15 protein-coding genes are annotated in these 15,081 nt (G+C 37.1%); 1 reads left to right on the top strand and 14 read right to left on the bottom strand.

Annotated elements, in window-relative coordinates; translation table 11 throughout:
* Positions 1-130: 130 nt before the first annotated feature.
* The 10 genes from BUE84_RS21490 to BUE84_RS21445 all read right to left on the bottom strand — a co-directional run bounded on the left by BUE84_RS21490 (position 131) and on the right by BUE84_RS21445 (position 8,391).
* Entirely contained in the window at positions 131-1,192 is a 1,062-nt protein-coding gene (locus tag BUE84_RS21490) for a beta-ketoacyl synthase N-terminal-like domain-containing protein (RefSeq protein ID WP_079243433.1), read from the bottom strand.
* Complete coding sequence (locus tag BUE84_RS21485; protein WP_079243432.1) at positions 1,189-2,388, bottom strand: beta-ketoacyl-[acyl-carrier-protein] synthase family protein; 1,200 nt, start codon at positions 2,386-2,388, stop codon at positions 1,189-1,191. Before BUE84_RS21485 ends, BUE84_RS21490 begins: the two co-directional genes overlap by 4 nt.
* An 81-nt stretch (positions 2,389-2,469) precedes the next feature.
* On the bottom strand, positions 2,470-2,727 hold the full coding sequence (locus BUE84_RS21480; protein ID WP_034692439.1) for a phosphopantetheine-binding protein: 258 nt from the start codon (positions 2,725-2,727) through the stop codon (positions 2,470-2,472).
* A 75-nt stretch (positions 2,728-2,802) separates the two neighbouring features.
* On the bottom strand, positions 2,803-3,342 hold the full coding sequence (locus tag BUE84_RS21475) for a 3-oxoacyl-ACP synthase (RefSeq protein ID WP_079244003.1): 540 nt from the start codon (positions 3,340-3,342) through the stop codon (positions 2,803-2,805).
* A 10-nt stretch (positions 3,343-3,352) separates the two neighbouring features.
* Positions 3,353-4,501, bottom strand: a complete 1,149-nt coding sequence (locus BUE84_RS21470) for a beta-ketoacyl synthase N-terminal-like domain-containing protein (RefSeq protein ID WP_079243431.1) — start codon at positions 4,499-4,501, stop codon at positions 3,353-3,355.
* On the bottom strand, positions 4,498-4,926 hold the full coding sequence (locus BUE84_RS21465) for an acyl-CoA thioesterase (RefSeq protein WP_079243430.1): 429 nt from the start codon (positions 4,924-4,926) through the stop codon (positions 4,498-4,500). The genes BUE84_RS21470 and BUE84_RS21465 overlap by 4 nt, the downstream gene beginning before the upstream one ends.
* Positions 4,916-6,184, bottom strand: coding sequence for an ABC transporter permease (locus tag BUE84_RS21460; RefSeq protein WP_079243429.1), 1,269 nt, complete (start codon positions 6,182-6,184; stop codon positions 4,916-4,918). The genes BUE84_RS21465 and BUE84_RS21460 overlap by 11 nt, the downstream gene beginning before the upstream one ends.
* The gene (locus tag BUE84_RS21455) at positions 6,171-6,929 is read right to left on the bottom strand and encodes an ABC transporter ATP-binding protein (protein ID WP_079243428.1); all 759 of its coding nucleotides are present in this window, start codon (positions 6,927-6,929) and stop codon (positions 6,171-6,173) included. The genes BUE84_RS21460 and BUE84_RS21455 overlap by 14 nt, the downstream gene beginning before the upstream one ends.
* Before the next feature lies 1 nt (position 6,930).
* Entirely contained in the window at positions 6,931-7,926 is a 996-nt protein-coding gene (locus BUE84_RS21450; RefSeq protein ID WP_079244002.1) for a BtrH N-terminal domain-containing protein, read from the bottom strand.
* A gap of 60 nt (positions 7,927-7,986) precedes the next feature.
* Complete coding sequence (locus tag BUE84_RS21445) at positions 7,987-8,391, bottom strand: hypothetical protein (protein WP_079243427.1); 405 nt, start codon at positions 8,389-8,391, stop codon at positions 7,987-7,989.
* 359 nt (positions 8,392-8,750) lie between these two features.
* On the opposite strand from BUE84_RS21445, the gene BUE84_RS21440 reads away from it, so the two are divergent.
* Positions 8,751-11,663, top strand: a complete 2,913-nt coding sequence (locus BUE84_RS21440; protein ID WP_079243426.1) for a M16 family metallopeptidase — start codon at positions 8,751-8,753, stop codon at positions 11,661-11,663.
* A gap of 461 nt (positions 11,664-12,124) precedes the next feature.
* Here the strand turns inward: BUE84_RS21440 and BUE84_RS21435 are convergent, their stop codons facing one another.
* From BUE84_RS21435 to BUE84_RS21420, 4 genes are read right to left on the bottom strand one after another with little or no spacing between them, the layout of a single operon-like run.
* Positions 12,125-12,568: an ABC transporter permease gene (locus BUE84_RS21435; protein ID WP_079243425.1), complete on the bottom strand. Its 444-nt coding sequence runs from the start codon at positions 12,566-12,568 to the stop codon at positions 12,125-12,127.
* 7 nt (positions 12,569-12,575) lie between these two features.
* Positions 12,576-13,007: a hypothetical protein gene (locus tag BUE84_RS21430; protein ID WP_079243424.1), complete on the bottom strand. Its 432-nt coding sequence runs from the start codon at positions 13,005-13,007 to the stop codon at positions 12,576-12,578.
* Positions 13,007-14,146 carry a beta-ketoacyl-ACP synthase III gene (locus BUE84_RS21425; RefSeq protein WP_079243423.1) on the bottom strand — a complete coding sequence of 380 codons (1,140 nt, stop codon included), beginning with the start codon at positions 14,144-14,146 and terminating at the stop codon, positions 13,007-13,009. The genes BUE84_RS21430 and BUE84_RS21425 overlap by 1 nt, the downstream gene beginning before the upstream one ends.
* Before the next feature lies 1 nt (position 14,147).
* Positions 14,148-15,062 (bottom strand): hypothetical protein, encoded by a 915-nt coding sequence (locus BUE84_RS21420; protein WP_079243422.1) that lies wholly within the window; start codon positions 15,060-15,062, stop codon positions 14,148-14,150.
* Positions 15,063-15,081 lie beyond the last annotated feature (19 nt).

Raw genomic sequence — 15,081 nt, 5'->3', positions numbered from 1 at the left:
TGCTGTATTTTGTCACTACGTAGGAGTCTAAACTAATTTAGATTCCACGCTCCACTTCAGAACCTTGTTCGCAGACCTTTGGTCTGTGCTCTGAATGACAAATAGACCGCATAATTTTCAATTTCAATAATTATGCCTTTTCCAGTAATACCAGACTGTGATCATCACCTCCCAGATGATTGTAAAGAAGGATATTCTTCACATTTTCTTTTTTCTCAGCATTAATCATCATAATTTCCGGGATCTGCTGTTCCTTAAGGATATGACAGGCTATAAAAGTTGAAAAACCACTCGCAGTATTGAATTCTCCACTCAAATGTTTGTAATACAGCTGTGCTGAATCCGGAAACAGATTCATGGCTTCTGTATAATACATATCTGACTTTGCATCTCCACTGAACCCTAAAATAAGCACATCAATATCATTATTTGAAAGATCGTTTTGAACTAAGAAATTCTGGATAAAATCCTTTACTTCATTCAATTCAAGCGTGTTACTGATTTGGATATTCTTAAGCTTGGCGTAAGAGTTTTCGGTCTTATTTTTTCCTACAACGAAAAAGCTGGCACCTTCACCCCAAATCACTCCACTAGTCGTAGAGTTTAAATAATCAATGGGAAGATCTGCTTCTTTTTTGATGGTATTATTCAGGCAATAAAGTTCCATGGTTCTGTCTGTCTGTTCGTCTGTAGAACCTACCAGAACATTTTCTGCTTCTCCGTCGTTGATCTGAAGCTGGGCATCCAGTAATGAAAACTCCAGTGAAGAAGAAGTATTTACATACGTGAAATTATAGGCATGACATTGTAACCCCAGAGCAATTTGTCCGGCTACCGTATTATGGGTAGATTGTATAAAAAAGGTAGGCGTAAGAAATTCTTCGTGATTGTCAATCACGTTTTTCAGAAACTTTTCAGAATCCTGGGAGCAGCCCATTCCGGTTCCTACAATGATGGCATCAGGCTTTTCAATACCGGCTTCCTTCAATGCATAATTTGATGCTACAGAACTCATTTTAACCGTTTTAGACATTCTCCTGATCATTGCAGGCGGAATGAACTCTTTGTAATTAGGTTCTATCGCTTTAATGATGTTTGAAGAATTTCCAGGAGTAAGGTTCTGAAGAATATTTTCGTTTAAAGTGTCCTGAACAGAGATACAGGATGCACTGTTGATGTATACTGTACTCATGATTTTGAGAAAATTAAAGTTGAACAGTTTCCTCCAAATCCAAATGAGTTAGAAAGTACATTATCAATGTTTTTCTCTTTCAGTTTAGTCACAGGAGTAAGATCAAACTCTTCCATTTTTGTTTTAAAATTCAGGTTAGGAAAGATCATGCTGTTTTGCATGGCTAGAATTGAAAATACGGCTTCAATTCCTGCTGCTGCTGCCAGAGTATGTCCTGTAAATGCTTTTGTAGAGCTGAATTCAGGTACCTGATTTTCACCGAAGATTCTGATCATGGCAATTCCTTCTGATAAATCATTATTAGGAGTTGCTGTTCCGTGAACATTGATGTAATCTATATTTTCTTTATCTAATCCGGAGATTTTCAGAGCTTGCTGCATGGCCAAAAATGCTCCTTGTCCGTTTTCTGAAGATGCCGTCTGATGGTGTGCATCATTAGCATTTCCATAACCGGAAAGATAAGCGAGAACCTTTTTGTTTTCTTTTTTGACCATTTCTTCAGATTCAAGGACTAAGAAAGCCGCAGCTTCCCCAAGATTCAGCCCTTTTCTGTCGTTGTCAAAAGGAGTATTGTAAGAATCCGTAAGAATCATCAGCGTATTGAAACCATTCAAAGTAAATTTTGAAAGAGAATCTGTTCCTCCGACAATCACACGATCCAAAACTCCGTTTTTAATCAGTTTAGCTCCCATCATAATGGCATTGGCTGCTGATGAACAGGCTGTACTGATGGTAGAAACCATGCCCTTTAATCCCAGATAACCGGCAATAGCCAATGAGGAATTTCCGGCATCATGAGCGTCAATATATTTTTGCTTTTCAGGAAAGTCTTCGTAAGAGTAGAAATATTTTTCAGTGATATCCATTCCTCCTACACTGGTAGAAGAGATCAGTCCGGTTCTGTAACCATTGATATCTGAAATTCCTGCACTTTCTACAGCTTCTTTCGCAGCGATCATTCCCAATAAAGAAGTTCTTGTTACATTATTGTCTTCATTAAGCTGAAGCTGTTGTACAAGTTCTTCATTAGATAATTTTATTTCACCTGTTTTAATGGCTCCGGCATGACGGGTTTCAAACAATTCGATATCTGAAATTCCATGTTTTCCGGATTGCAATGAAATAAAATTTTCCTCCACATTGTTACCGATGGAGGAAATGATGCCCATTCCCGTTATGGCAATTTTTTGACTCATGGTATTAAATCCTAAAACATGTGCAGCAATCTGTTAATTGGTCAGCAATTATCACATGGCTACACAGTTATATTGTTGTATTTATTTTGTTCTGTTGTCCTCGATGAATTTTGCCATCGTATCGATAGATTGGAAAATCTCTTTTCCTTTTTTAGGATCTGCTAATTTTATTCCATAGTCTTTATCAAGAAGAACGATCAGTTCCAAAGCGTCGATAGAATCTAATCCTAATCCACCTCCGAACAATGGATCAGTATCTTTGATTTCTTCTACAGATACGTCTTCAAGATTAAGAACTTCAATAATTTTGTGTTTCAATTCTGTTTTTAAGTTTTCCATAATTAAGTTGGTTTATCAGTGCTTCGGCATATCATAAAGATCATTACATCATTGCACTGTTATATTGTTACATTTTTATAAGGTTAGCAAATATACAAAAGCTTTATAATTTTCCTGATACAATTCCACCCAGCCACACAATACTTTGTCGGCTTTTCCTGATAGAAGAATCTGCTCAGAATAGTCATTCAAAAATTCTTCATCAAAATCATCCAGAACGAAAAAAGCATTTTCTGTCTGCATTTTGTGTTTAATGCTGATTTCTCCTACACAGATATTGGGTAAAGTATAGACAAAAACGGCAGGACTTGGATAAAAGTTATCCTGATCGTTGATACTTTCCTGATATTTGAAATCTGTGTCCAGACTGGAAGATCTATTGGCAAAAACAATAGCTGTTTTGCTGTGATCCTCGTCTTTCAAAATGGTTTCGGCGGAAAGAAAAGCCAGTTTACTCAGGTTATCCATTTTATGAAACTTTGGATAGCTGAGTTCTAAATTTTTATAAGCTTCTTTGGCAAATTCCTGAAAGGTTTTGCTTTGGCTTTCAAAAATAAGATTTCCATCAAAGGTTATTTTTGAATGTTCTATGGTACAGGTGTTCGTTTTCTTCATCACTTTCAATTTAACATTTTTCCAATACAATAGCTGCATTACATCCTCCAAACCCAGAAGCGGTCTTTAGAATATATTGTATTTCCGAAGTTTGATTTTCTTTGATGATATTTAAAGGTTGAGTTACTCCCATTTCTTTAAAATTCTTTGAAGGAATCAAAGTACTGTGAAGAGCTCCTTCCATAGAAATAATACTTTCCAAAAGTCCGGATGCACCCAGGCAATGTCCGTAATATCCTTTCATACTGTTGAGCGGAATATTCTGAAGATCCATTCTGTTGAAGGCAATGGCTTCCATTTCGTCGTTATATAAAGTAGCCGTTCCGTGGGCAGAAATAAAATCGATTTGTTCCGGAGAAACATTGGCTTCAGCCATAGCATTTTTGATACTGGCATATAAACCGTCACCCGTTCTTGAAGGACCGGAAATATGATTGGCATCATTGACGGCAGAATCTCCCAGTACTTTAAATTTGAATTTTTCGTTTCCAGTTGGCACTGAAGTAATATAAACTGCTGCTACTGCTTCACCGATATTGATTCCATCTCTGGTTTTATCATAAGGTTTGCAAGGTCCCGACCCTATTGCCTGAAATGAGTTGAATCCTGAAATAACAAATTCAGAAAGCTCGTCTCCTGCAATCACAAAAGCATTTTTATACTTTCCTGCCTGAATCATATTTTTAGCAACAGAAATTGCCATTACTCCTGAAACGCAGGCATTGGAAACGATGATCGGTTTCGTTTTAAATCCAAAAAAATCAGCAATTTTTTCTGCTAATTTTGATAAATAAACACCTTTCGGTAATTCGGACTGGTTTTTTAACAGACTGATATTCCCTTTTGTAGTGGAAAGGATAAAAGCCGTGTTTTCCGAAACGGTATGTCTTTTAACAAGAGTCTGTAAGCTTAAAAGAAGCATCTTCTCCAGTCTTGTAAAATTATAATTGTCATTCTGAGCGGAGTCGAAGAATCTGTTGAATTCTTCATTCAGTTTGCCAGAATCAATCATAGAAGCATAAAAAGCATCCTGACTGTTTATGATTTTATGTAAAGCAACTCCCGATTGTCCTTCACAAAGTGCTTTCCAGTTGGAATCAACATTGAAACCTAAAGGAGTTACACAATTGTAGTCTGTGATATAAATTTCCTTACTCATGATAATCCCATTTTATCTTTCCAGTTTTGAAAAAACTCCGGATTGTACAGGCATAAGCCTCCATTACTATCAAGAAATACCTGAATTGTTTCACCGCTACATACCAATTGGTCTTCCTGATTGAAAAGTTCATATCTGTAAATAAGTTTGGCAGAAACAGAATTGATAAAAGTCGTTACAATTCTGAATGTTTCTCCATATTTTAAAGGAAGAAAATGTTCGCAGGTACTTTTTACGATAGGCGTTACATATCCTGCATTCTGAATATCCAGATAGGTAAGACCGTGCAGACGACCGAAAGCTTCTCTTCCGTCTTCAAAATACACGATATAATGTCCATGCCAGACAATTCCCAGCGGGTCTGTTTCATTGAATCGTACTCTTACTTCTTCAGTACAGGTTAATATATTTTCTTTAGACTGCATTTTGTTTTTTTTCGTAAAAAATAGAAATAGCTACAGTGGCAATATAGAATAAGAAAAGGAAAACCAGTTCTTTGGCAATTCCGCCAATTCCGCTGTTTCTTAAAATAATATCATAATAGGCATTCAGTCCCCAGTTCATAGGAGAGAATTTGGCTACGGTCTGCATGAATTCCGGCATTAAAAATACAGGAACCCAGATTCCTCCAATAGCCGCCAAAACAACCACAGAGGTTGCTCCGAATGGTGCAGACTGTTCCTGTGTATCAGCAATAGTTCCTAATAAAACTCCAAATCCAATAGCTGCCAATCCTGCAAACAGTGTTACTGTCACAAGCTGGAACATTTTTCCGGATACATCAAAAGCTGGAAGGTCCATATAGGGGAAAAGGTAAATTCCTACTGCAACCATCAGTAAAAACTGAATAAGACAGATGATAAGATACGTAAATGTTTTTCCTAAAATATGTACAAAATAAGGCGTAGGGCTTATTCGTGCTCTTACACTTGTGCCCTGGCTTTTTTCTTTTACCAGGTTGATGGATAAAGGGACTACAATAAAGAAGATGGCAAAAAGTGTCCATGCAGGAACATTATGCTGAACGGAATTCGGCATCACGTCCATTTCTCCTTTCTTGGGAGTAATTTCTTTAAAGCTGATCAGATTTTTATTTTCGTCAAGATTTTCCGTAGTTCCCAGCTGATCCTGAAATGCTTTGTAGATCTTTTTATTTTCAATTTCAAAAACCATTTTATTCACAGAATTCATCACAGAGTTCTTGAATCCGGCATTGGTAGCAGGGTCGAAGTATAAATGAATTTCTTTGGCTTTGGGCGCAGCTGTTTTTACTTTTGCAGAATCTCCTTCCAGTCCGAAAGAACTTACAATGGTCTGAACTTTAGAATCAATATTGGAATTTAAATCTTTCGTTAAATTTTCCGGAATGACAATCGCCATCTGATAATCTCCTGAAAAAACTGCATCCTGAGCCGATTTTTCATTGAAGTTAGTCAGCAATTGGAATGTTTTGCTGTTTTCCAGTTCTGCTTTTATATTTTTTGATACTTCAGATTTATCCTGATCAATAAAAATAATAGGAATCTTTGAACCTTCAAGGTTTTTAAAGGTAGAATCCTGAATAAGGGTAATGGTTACAATCAAAAGCAAAGGCATCACAAAGATGATGACAATTCCTCCGATATCTCTTTTCAACAGAAGAATTTCCTTAATGAAACTTCTCCACAGTTTATACAACAACATCTCTTAATTCTTTTCCGGTTAATGAAATGAAAACGTCTTCCAGGTTTTCGGCATTGGCAATCTGTGAAACAAGTTCTTCCGGTGTTCCTACCGCATGAATTTTTCCATGATCGATGATGGCAATTTTTGTACAGAACTCTTCTGCTTCCGAAAGGTGATGGGAAGTATAAATAATGCAGGTTCCCTGTTTGTTTAAATCTAAAAGATAGTCAATAATTGCTTTTTTGGACTGAACATCCACACCTACTGTCGGTTCATCCAGAAAGAGAACTTTAGGATTGTGAAGAGTGCCGGCGATGAGGTTGCAGCGGCGTTTCATCCCTCCTGAAAACTGTCCTACCTGCTTGTTAGCAAATTTTGAAAGTCCCATGATTTCCAGAGATTCATCAATTGCTTTTTTAAGCTCATTATGCTTTAAACCATACAGGCTTCCAAAAAACATCAGGTTTTCTTTTGCAGTAAGCGTTGGGTATAAAGCATATTCCTGAGGAACAATTCCGATAATCTGTCTGATTTTAAAACCATCCTTCTGTGGAGACAAATCATTGATGGTAAATTGTCCGGAAGTAGGTTTTATCAATCCTGAAAGCATGGAAATCAATGTAGTTTTCCCAGCTCCGTTGGGACCAAGAATTCCATAGATTTCATTTTTGCTGATGCTCAAAGAAATATCATTTACAGAAAACTCATCAGAATTTTTGTATTTCTTGTATAAGTTTTTGATCTCAATCATATTTTCTGCCATATCAGATCGCTTTTCTTAGTTTTTTATAGAAAGCTTCTTCCAGATCTGCAATGTGCAGCATCGTTTTTGAAAGTTCGTTATAGATATTGCTTTTTGAGTTTCTGTTTTTATAAACACGGGCAATATCCACGGCAAAGTCTCTCCAAAGGTCACCAATAGACGTAATTTCTTTTGATAATTCTTTAAGCTCATCGTTTTTAAGAATAACTGCTGCTTCCTGAAGAAATGCACCATAGATAAATCTGAAGCCTCCGCCTCCGGTTCCAATTTCTTCCTGCATCCTGATCAATTGTCCCAAATAATGGTTGGTCACTTTTGTCCCTTTCTTTTCTGCCCATTTCGGGATGCTCTTTGCTACCCATCTCATAGCTTTTACGCCAATAAGGGGTACGGGTGCCAGCATATTTTTACAGGTATCCTTGATCCCTTTTTTAATGGCTTCTTCAAGATTTACATTTTCCGGGACATAAACAGGGTAGTACATATGCCCTTTAGGAGGAAGTGCTCCTTTGGCATATCTTACTTTTTCCAGTTCTGCTTCGGAAAGGGAAGTGGTATAATCCATTACCGGATCACTGATCAGGAATTTTCCGTCTTCTTTTCCGTACACCACAAGGTTGTGGGCATTGAAGTGGAATTTGTATTCTTCGGGGAAATAGGTAAGGTTGAAAACGCCCACTTGAAGTCCTGTAGGAATATTTTGTTCCAGATTTCTTTCAAGAGCTTTTTGGGCATCCTGCGGATTTGAGAATTTTTCTCTTTTGATTTTAATTCCTAATCTTTTGGCTGCTTTACTGAAAATAGCACCCGGCATCGGACGATAGCTGAAGCCCGGAGCAAAATTCACCTTTAAAAAAGGAAGGTAGACAAAAAACAGTCCGGAACCGATCCCGAAGATCATGGGTTCGCTTAGTTTAAGTCCTTTATTAAGCAGTAGATTAGAAGCAACACCGTTTTCGCAATGCGCAGTCTGATGGTGTTCAAAGTTTAATTTCATTTGCTGATTGTATCTTTTCATTGGTCAAATGAAACGAGCATTGTTTCTTGCCCATTTCATTTATTTTCCGTTGAAGTTTTTTAATTCATCCACTGAAATACCGAATGCATCGGCATATTTTTTCAATGCATTTTCGCTTAGTGTTTTAAATACTTTGGGTTTAAAATGTCTTTTCACCCTCCATTGCCACATTCCTACATAAGAAGCAAGGACTCCCAGATCCATTTTGTTCAGTTCCATATAATAAGCAATAGGGCTTGCTATATTGTTGGCTACATTTTGCTTCGCTTCCTCAATTCTCTCGTAAATAAGTTCCATAGATTCGTCCAGAGCAGCTTTCTTGACGTCCCAGCCTGTACTGTTTGCTGTCGTGTAGTTGTCGTTCTCATCCGTCACATACAGAACTTCAGTCATGTTGGCGGATTTCAGGTTACTTTCGTCTTGAGGCAGGTCTTGTTTTTTCATCTAAATAATGTTCATTTTTTTAGATTTCAGGTGAAATAGGGTTCACCTGTTTCTGATTCTTTTAATCAGGTGGCTAAAATAGTGAAAATACATTATATGTAAATCATATTAAATCTGAGGGAGTTATTACAGTGAAATAGAGACGGTATCATCAATAAACTTCCAAAATTGTAATATAAACCATTTTTTATTTTTCCCTGTTGGGAAGGTTCCTTTTAACTAATCTTCTATAAAAGAATCTTAAAAGAATCCTTTAAGCTTATTGTTTCTGCTTGTAACAGTTCTTTTGTAACAAGTGTTTATATAAATAAGACTAATGGGTGGAAATTTGGATTGAAAAATAATATTAAATAACTACTATGAAAAAGATTTTTATTTCGGTTTCGCTTTTCTGTATGATCAGCGCAATGGCACAAAAATTTGAGACTCAAAAGCAGACTGATGCTCAAGGGTATTCTTATGAAACGGTAAAGAATGACCAGGCCGGAGTGCGTGTCTATACACTGAAAAACGGTTTGAAGGTTTATCTGGCAAAAAATGATGATGCTCCGAGAATCCAGACTTACATTCCGGTAAGAACAGGATCAAATAATGACCCGAGTGATAACACCGGATTAGCTCACTACCTGGAACATATGGTTTTCAAAGGAACTTCGCATCTGGGAACTCAGGACTGGGCAAAAGAAAAAGTTTTGCTACAGCAGATCTCTGATCTTTATGAGCAGCATAAAGCAGAAAAAGATCCTGAAAAAAAGAAAGAACTTTATAAAAAGATTGACGAAGTTTCTCAGGAAGCCTCCAAATATGCTATCGCTAACGAATATGATAAAGCAATTTCTTCATTAGGAGCTACAGGAACGAATGCTCATACATCCCTGGATGAAACGGTTTATAAAAACAATATTCCTTCCAACGAATTGGAAAAATGGCTAAGAGTAGAGAAAGAACGTTTTTCAGAACTGGTGCTACGTCTTTTTCACACTGAGCTTGAAGCGGTATATGAGGAGTATAACAGAGCACAGGATAATGACAGCCGTCTTGTATTCTATTCATTGATGCAGGCTCTTTTCCCAAAACACCCGAACGGGCAGCAGACAACAATCGGAACTTCAGAACATTTGAAGAGCCCTTCTATGGAAGCGATCCACAAGTATTTTGACACCTATTATGTGCCTAATAACATGGCCGTAGTATTGGTTGGAGATCTGGATTATGACAAAACTATAAAATTAGTTGACCAGTATTTCGGAGCGTTCAAATACAAAGAGCTTCCGATGAAAAAGATGGTTACGGAAGAACCAATGACCAGCATTGTTACCAGAACCGTAAAAAGTCCTACAACGCCAAGAATGACCATTGCATGGAGAACAGATTCTTATGGAACTCAGGAAGCAAGACTTGCAGACGTAGTATCTGAAATCTTAAGCAACAGAGGAGATGCCGGATTAATTGACCTTAATATCAACCAGAAGCAAAAAACGCTTGGAGCAGGAGCGTATGAATCACCTTACAAAATGTACGGAACCTTCGGACTGGTAGTAACTCCTAAAGAAGGACAAAGCTTTGATGAAGCTAAAAAACTGCTGATGGATCAGCTGGATCTTGTGAAAAAAGGACAGTTCCCGGACTGGATACTGAAAGCTATCGTAAATGATAAAAAAGTTCAGCGTATGAAGAGCTGGGAAACAGCTGACGGATTAGCTACTGAGTTGTATGATTCTTATATCAATGTAAGAACATGGGAACAGGAGCTTGATGAGATCAATCAGTATGATAAGATCACAAAAGCTGACGTAGTGAAGTTTGCCAACGATTTCTTTAAAGATAATTATGTTGTTATTTATAAAGAAAAAGGAGTGAATGATAAGCTAGTACGTGTACAGAACCCTGGAATTACCCCGATTAAACTGAACAGAGAAGCCCAGTCTCCTTTCCTTAAAGATATTCTGAATACAAAAGTGCCGGAAAGTAAGCCTGAATTTATTGATTTTAAAACAGCAATTCAGACTTCAAAGATCAAAGATAAGACGGTAAGCTTTGTGAAGAACAAATATAATGAGGTGGCTCAGATCAGTTATGTTTTCCCTTTCGGAACAGATAATGACAAGGAACTCGCTGTTGCAGGAACTCTTTTTGAATATCTTGGAACGGATAAGTATACTCCGGAGCAGCTGAAAGAAGAATTTTTTAAACTGGGAGTAAGCTATAGCCTGAGAACTTCCAACGATCAAATGATCATTACACTGAGTGGTCTTGAAAGTAATATGAAGAAAGCTGCAGAGCTGATGAACCACTGGATGACGAATGTAAAAGCTGATAAAGCGGTTTATGCTCAAACGGTAAAAACAATCTTGGAATCAAGAGCTACAGCCAAGAAAGACAAAGTGAGAATTATGGCAGCACTTTCAAACTATGCTAAATATGGTAAAAACTCAAGAATGACAGACGTCGTTTCGAAAGAACGTCTTGAGAGCATTGATGCCGCAGAACTAATGAAGAAAGTGAAAACGCTGAACCAGTATCCTTATCAGGTGCTTCTTTACGGACAGGATCAGGCAGGTTTGGAAAAAGCGGTGAAGCCATTTATCATCAATACAAGCCTTCAGCCAGCACAGGCAAAAGAGTATGCTGAACCGGCTACTGAAGGAAAGGTATACTTCACAAATTATGACATGGTACAGATGGAAATGTCAAAAGTAGCAAAAGCCAGCACCGTAAACCTTGGTAACTTCGGGAAAGCAAATGTTTTCAATGAATACTTCGGAAGAGGATTGTCTTCTATCGTTTTCCAGGAGATCAGAGAAAGTAAGTCATTGGCTTACACAGCCTATGTTTCTTATGGAAATGCTTCAGAAAAGGGGAAAGCAAACTATGTGACGAACTACATCGGAACACAGTCCAACAAGCTTCCTTTAGCTGTAAATGCAATGAATGAATTAATGGTATCTTTACCACAAATCCCTGCCCAGTTCGAGAATGCAAGAGGTTCTGCCTTAAAACAGATTGCTTCTAACAGAATCAACAGAACAAATATTTTCTTCAATCAGTTAGCATTGAAAAAATTAGGGGTTGACTATGATATCAGAAAAGATATTTACGCTGAGATTCAAGGGCTGACATTACCACAGCTTACAGGATTCTATAACACTGAAGTAAAACCTGTAAAATACAATACAGCCATCATTGGTAAGAAAGAAAACCTGAATATGGAATCTATCAACAAAATGGGAGAATTCCAGGAAGTATCTCTGGAAGAGATCTTCGGATACTAATCCTTTTGTTTAAAATAATGATAAAAGCAGGACAGAAATGTTCTGCTTTTTTTGTTGTTTAAAACTCTTTCTTCCTGACCATCAGAGTTTCACGGATTTATAAAATGTTTCACGTGAAATAATTCATCTACTGATGAGGTTTTTAAGTCTGTAATATATTGTTTATCAGTTGTTTTGGAAGTTTGTGATGAATGTCTAAATAAACAAAAAACGGACGTTTTTATGTAAGGTTTTTATAATTAGTTCAATAGGAGTGGGTTATGATTCTGAGCATAACCTGAAAGGTTACGAACGTCAGTTCACGGAGGATCTCAAATGGCTTTAGCCAAAACTTTTTATTTTAAACACAAAGATCACAAATGAATTTCACAAATATTCACAAATCCATTTAAGGTTACTCTTTAGAATGAAAAAAGCTGTACAAAATGCACAGCTTTTTATATTCTATGTTGAATTGATCTTTACGACTTTACTTCCTGAATAAACAGGTTGATCTCCGCTCTGATCAATAATTCATCATTATTAAATGTTTCACAGAAAATGTGGCAGATATTCTCAAACTGTGAAATAAGTGAAGCTTTGGAAATAATTTTGTCATTCACTTTTGGAAGAGCAAAAATCTCAATCTTCTTGATATTGGTAATGAACCCGATCACTTTAGTATCGGCTTCAGGATTTTCAAAGAAGCTTTGTCCCAGAATAGATGAACAGGTTTGAGCCAGATTTTCGATTAAACCGGCCTCTGCGAATTCATTGTTGTGAACGAATATATTATCTTCTTTGATTTCAAAGGAAGTTACTACTTTTTCTTTGGTCAGCTCCAGAATGTAGTCTGCCATCAACATCGGTTCACGATGCGGTAAAAAGTTGTGTATATTGATGATATTCTCTTCCTTTATTTCCATTTCCAGTTTATTTTACAGCGGTTTTCATTTGAGATTTTGCAATCACTTCACCGTTCAGTTTGGTAACGATATCCACGAGGGTTACTCCCATTACTTCATTCAGAATGGTTACCTCAGATTTCAGCTGATCTCCTACTTTAGGTAGTATTTCGGCTTCAAAAGACTTGATAGCTCCAATATATCCTGTAGGTGCATCTTTCCCCAGCAGATAATATTTGTATCCTGTATGCAGAGCAACGCTTTGTGCCTGGTGCTCAATCAAACCGGAAGCCTGAAATAATCCGTCCTGGATGAAAAGGTTATCTTCTTTTATTTCAAAGCCAGACAGAAGATGATTCTCAGAATATTCTGACAATTCATGCACCATCACAAAAGGAAACCTTTGCGGGATAAGATTTTCTACAAAATCTTTATCGGATGTTGGCAGTCTGTGTTCCATTAGCAAACGGTTAATAGAGCACATGAGTAAGCGAATCTTCCACTTTCAGGAACGCAAAGAAGTACTTTTTCTCCTTTTTTCAATGTTCCGGAGTTCATCAGCTCTTCAAGGGCGATAAATATAGATCCTGCACCGATGTTTCCAACTTCAGAAAGGTTGTAGAACCATTTTTCTGCAGGGAAGTCCATTCCTTTTTTAGCAAATTCTTCTTTCAGTCCATCTTTAAAGTATCCTGAAGAGATATGAGCCAATACGTGGTCAATTTTTTCCGGATCCAGATTATGTTTGTCAAAAGATGATCTTAGACTTTCAGCTCCTTTAACAAGGATGTATTTATCAAGGATTTTAGTATCCTGTTTGATGGCAAAAATAGATTGCTTCAACCATTCGTCAGAAGGATAGTCTGCCCATGATTTCAGGGTTCCGTCTTCCAGCTTGTCACATCCTGCATACATACATGCCTCAATTTCGTGGGCATAAGAATAGAAATCAATGAATTCTACTTTTAAGGAAGTACTGTTTTCTCTCGGTTTATTTTCCAAAAGGAAAGCTCCGGCTCCATCAGAAAGCATCCATCTCAGGAATTCTCTTTTGAAAGCAATGATAGGTCTTTCTTCCAGTAATTTTAAATTTTCAGCTTCGTGGTTGAATTTATCTGCAGTCATCCATGCAGACATTCTTTCAGAACCTGCACATACTGCGTTGTCCTGTACACCGGCTTTTACAGAAAGAAATCCATAGTTGAGCGCATTCATTCCTGAGTTGCAAAGCCCTGTTGAAGTATTAATTTCAATAGATTTTCCGATGTTCAGTTCACCATGTACCATAGAAGCGTGAGAAGGCTGGATCTGATCCGGTGAAGTAGTTCCTACAGATAGTAATTTCATATCTTCCTTTTTGAAATTTTCGTCAAAAAGTCCTTCAATTGCTTTGGCAGTAAGCTGCGCATTAGAGTGTGTAGGGTTTCCTTCTTTGTCTAAGGCGTAGTATCTTGTCGTGATTTTATTATTTCTTAGGATAAGTGATTTTGCTTTAGATGGCGCATCATTGATAAGCCCAAGATAAGTCTCCATTTCATCATTCGCTACCGGCTCATTGGGTAAGTATTTTGATGCTTTTGTTATAAATACGTCGTACATTCTATTTTAAATTAATTCCTTGTAAATATCTTTTTTGTTTTTGTCTTTTAAACCAAAATATAGGGGTTGTAAGCAGGTGTAAAACCAAAACGACAGGTGAGATAATCCATATCGCTGCCATCAAATATACCTTAAAGAATTTTATCAGCAATGGACGTTTCTCTTTTTTCTTGATAATCAGGTTAGACCATACTGTAAAAATTTTGTTTCCTACCTTTTCTACGCGCACTAAAAACGCACGGATTTCAATCGCTCCGTTTTTCACAAGATCTGGTTGTAAACTGCTAAGGTCATTATTATTAAAATGTCTTTCAATAATCTCGCCATACTTTACAGAACCTGTGATTTCTTCATCGGAAACTCCTGCAGCAGGAAGCATTCCTGATTTTTCTTTCTGACCTGTGGTGAGCCATCGAAGAATTGTCAATACGCTGGTGTAATTGTCGTGCCTGTCTACCAGTGCAATATTCCCTACAAGCTTAGCCTGTAAATCTCTTAAGTATACTTTTAATTTTTCCTGGGAAAGCATCCACATATTTCTGGTTCCTGAGATCGTAACCACAGGAGTATCTTTAAGGATTTGTTTTGCATAATCACTCTTTAAGAAAGAAATAATAGGAATGGATGGTGTGAGATACCATACCTGATACCCGAATAGGATAAGGTCGTACTTTTTTTTAAGAATTTCTTCTGAAGGAGGAAGAATTTCTTTTGGAATCTGCAGATAAGATTCAGGAAAAGTGTTGAAAAAGACATCGCCTGGCCAGGGAAAAGGAAAATCTTCTTTTAGCTGAATGTTGTAATACGTAACATCATAAGCCTCCTTTTTAGCTTCAAAAGGTTGGGCTATATTTCTCACGATATCTTCGAGTTGTCCGGTTTGTGAATAATATATGACAAGTATATTTTTCTTCATTAGTTTTCTTTAGCGTTTA

This window comes from Chryseobacterium indologenes, assembly GCF_002025665.1.
Lineage (GTDB): Bacteria > Bacteroidota > Bacteroidia > Flavobacteriales > Weeksellaceae > Chryseobacterium > Chryseobacterium metallicongregator.
This window is presented reverse-complemented; position numbering and strand designations above follow the sequence as displayed.

Excerpts from the sequence above, each read along its gene's own strand:
- BUE84_RS21435 (WP_079243425.1), bottom strand. The coding sequence starts at position 12,568 with ATGGAAATAAAGGAAGAGAATATCATCAATATACACAACTTTTTACCG.
- BUE84_RS21440 (WP_079243426.1), top strand. The coding sequence starts at position 8,751 with ATGAAAAAGATTTTTATTTCGGTTTCGCTTTTCTGTATGATCAGCGCA.
- BUE84_RS21450 (WP_079244002.1), bottom strand. The coding sequence starts at position 7,926 with ATGAAATTAAACTTTGAACACCATCAGACTGCGCATTGCGAAAACGGT.
- BUE84_RS21455 (WP_079243428.1), bottom strand. The coding sequence starts at position 6,929 with ATGGCAGAAAATATGATTGAGATCAAAAACTTATACAAGAAATACAAA.
- BUE84_RS21470 (WP_079243431.1), bottom strand. The coding sequence starts at position 4,501 with ATGAGTAAGGAAATTTATATCACAGACTACAATTGTGTAACTCCTTTA.
- BUE84_RS21425 (WP_079243423.1), bottom strand. The coding sequence starts at position 14,146 with ATGTACGACGTATTTATAACAAAAGCATCAAAATACTTACCCAATGAG.
- BUE84_RS21485 (WP_079243432.1), bottom strand. The coding sequence starts at position 2,388 with ATGAGTCAAAAAATTGCCATAACGGGAATGGGCATCATTTCCTCCATC.
- BUE84_RS21480 (WP_034692439.1), bottom strand. The coding sequence starts at position 2,727 with ATGGAAAACTTAAAAACAGAATTGAAACACAAAATTATTGAAGTTCTT.
- BUE84_RS21430 (WP_079243424.1), bottom strand. The coding sequence starts at position 13,007 with ATGGAACACAGACTGCCAACATCCGATAAAGATTTTGTAGAAAATCTT.
- BUE84_RS21445 (WP_079243427.1), bottom strand. The coding sequence starts at position 8,391 with ATGAAAAAACAAGACCTGCCTCAAGACGAAAGTAACCTGAAATCCGCC.
- BUE84_RS21475 (WP_079244003.1), bottom strand. The coding sequence starts at position 3,342 with ATGAAGAAAACGAACACCTGTACCATAGAACATTCAAAAATAACCTTT.
- BUE84_RS21465 (WP_079243430.1), bottom strand. The coding sequence starts at position 4,926 with ATGCAGTCTAAAGAAAATATATTAACCTGTACTGAAGAAGTAAGAGTA.
- BUE84_RS21490 (WP_079243433.1), bottom strand. The coding sequence starts at position 1,192 with ATGAGTACAGTATACATCAACAGTGCATCCTGTATCTCTGTTCAGGAC.
- BUE84_RS21420 (WP_079243422.1), bottom strand. The coding sequence starts at position 15,062 with ATGAAGAAAAATATACTTGTCATATATTATTCACAAACCGGACAACTC.
- BUE84_RS21460 (WP_079243429.1), bottom strand. The coding sequence starts at position 6,184 with ATGTTGTTGTATAAACTGTGGAGAAGTTTCATTAAGGAAATTCTTCTG.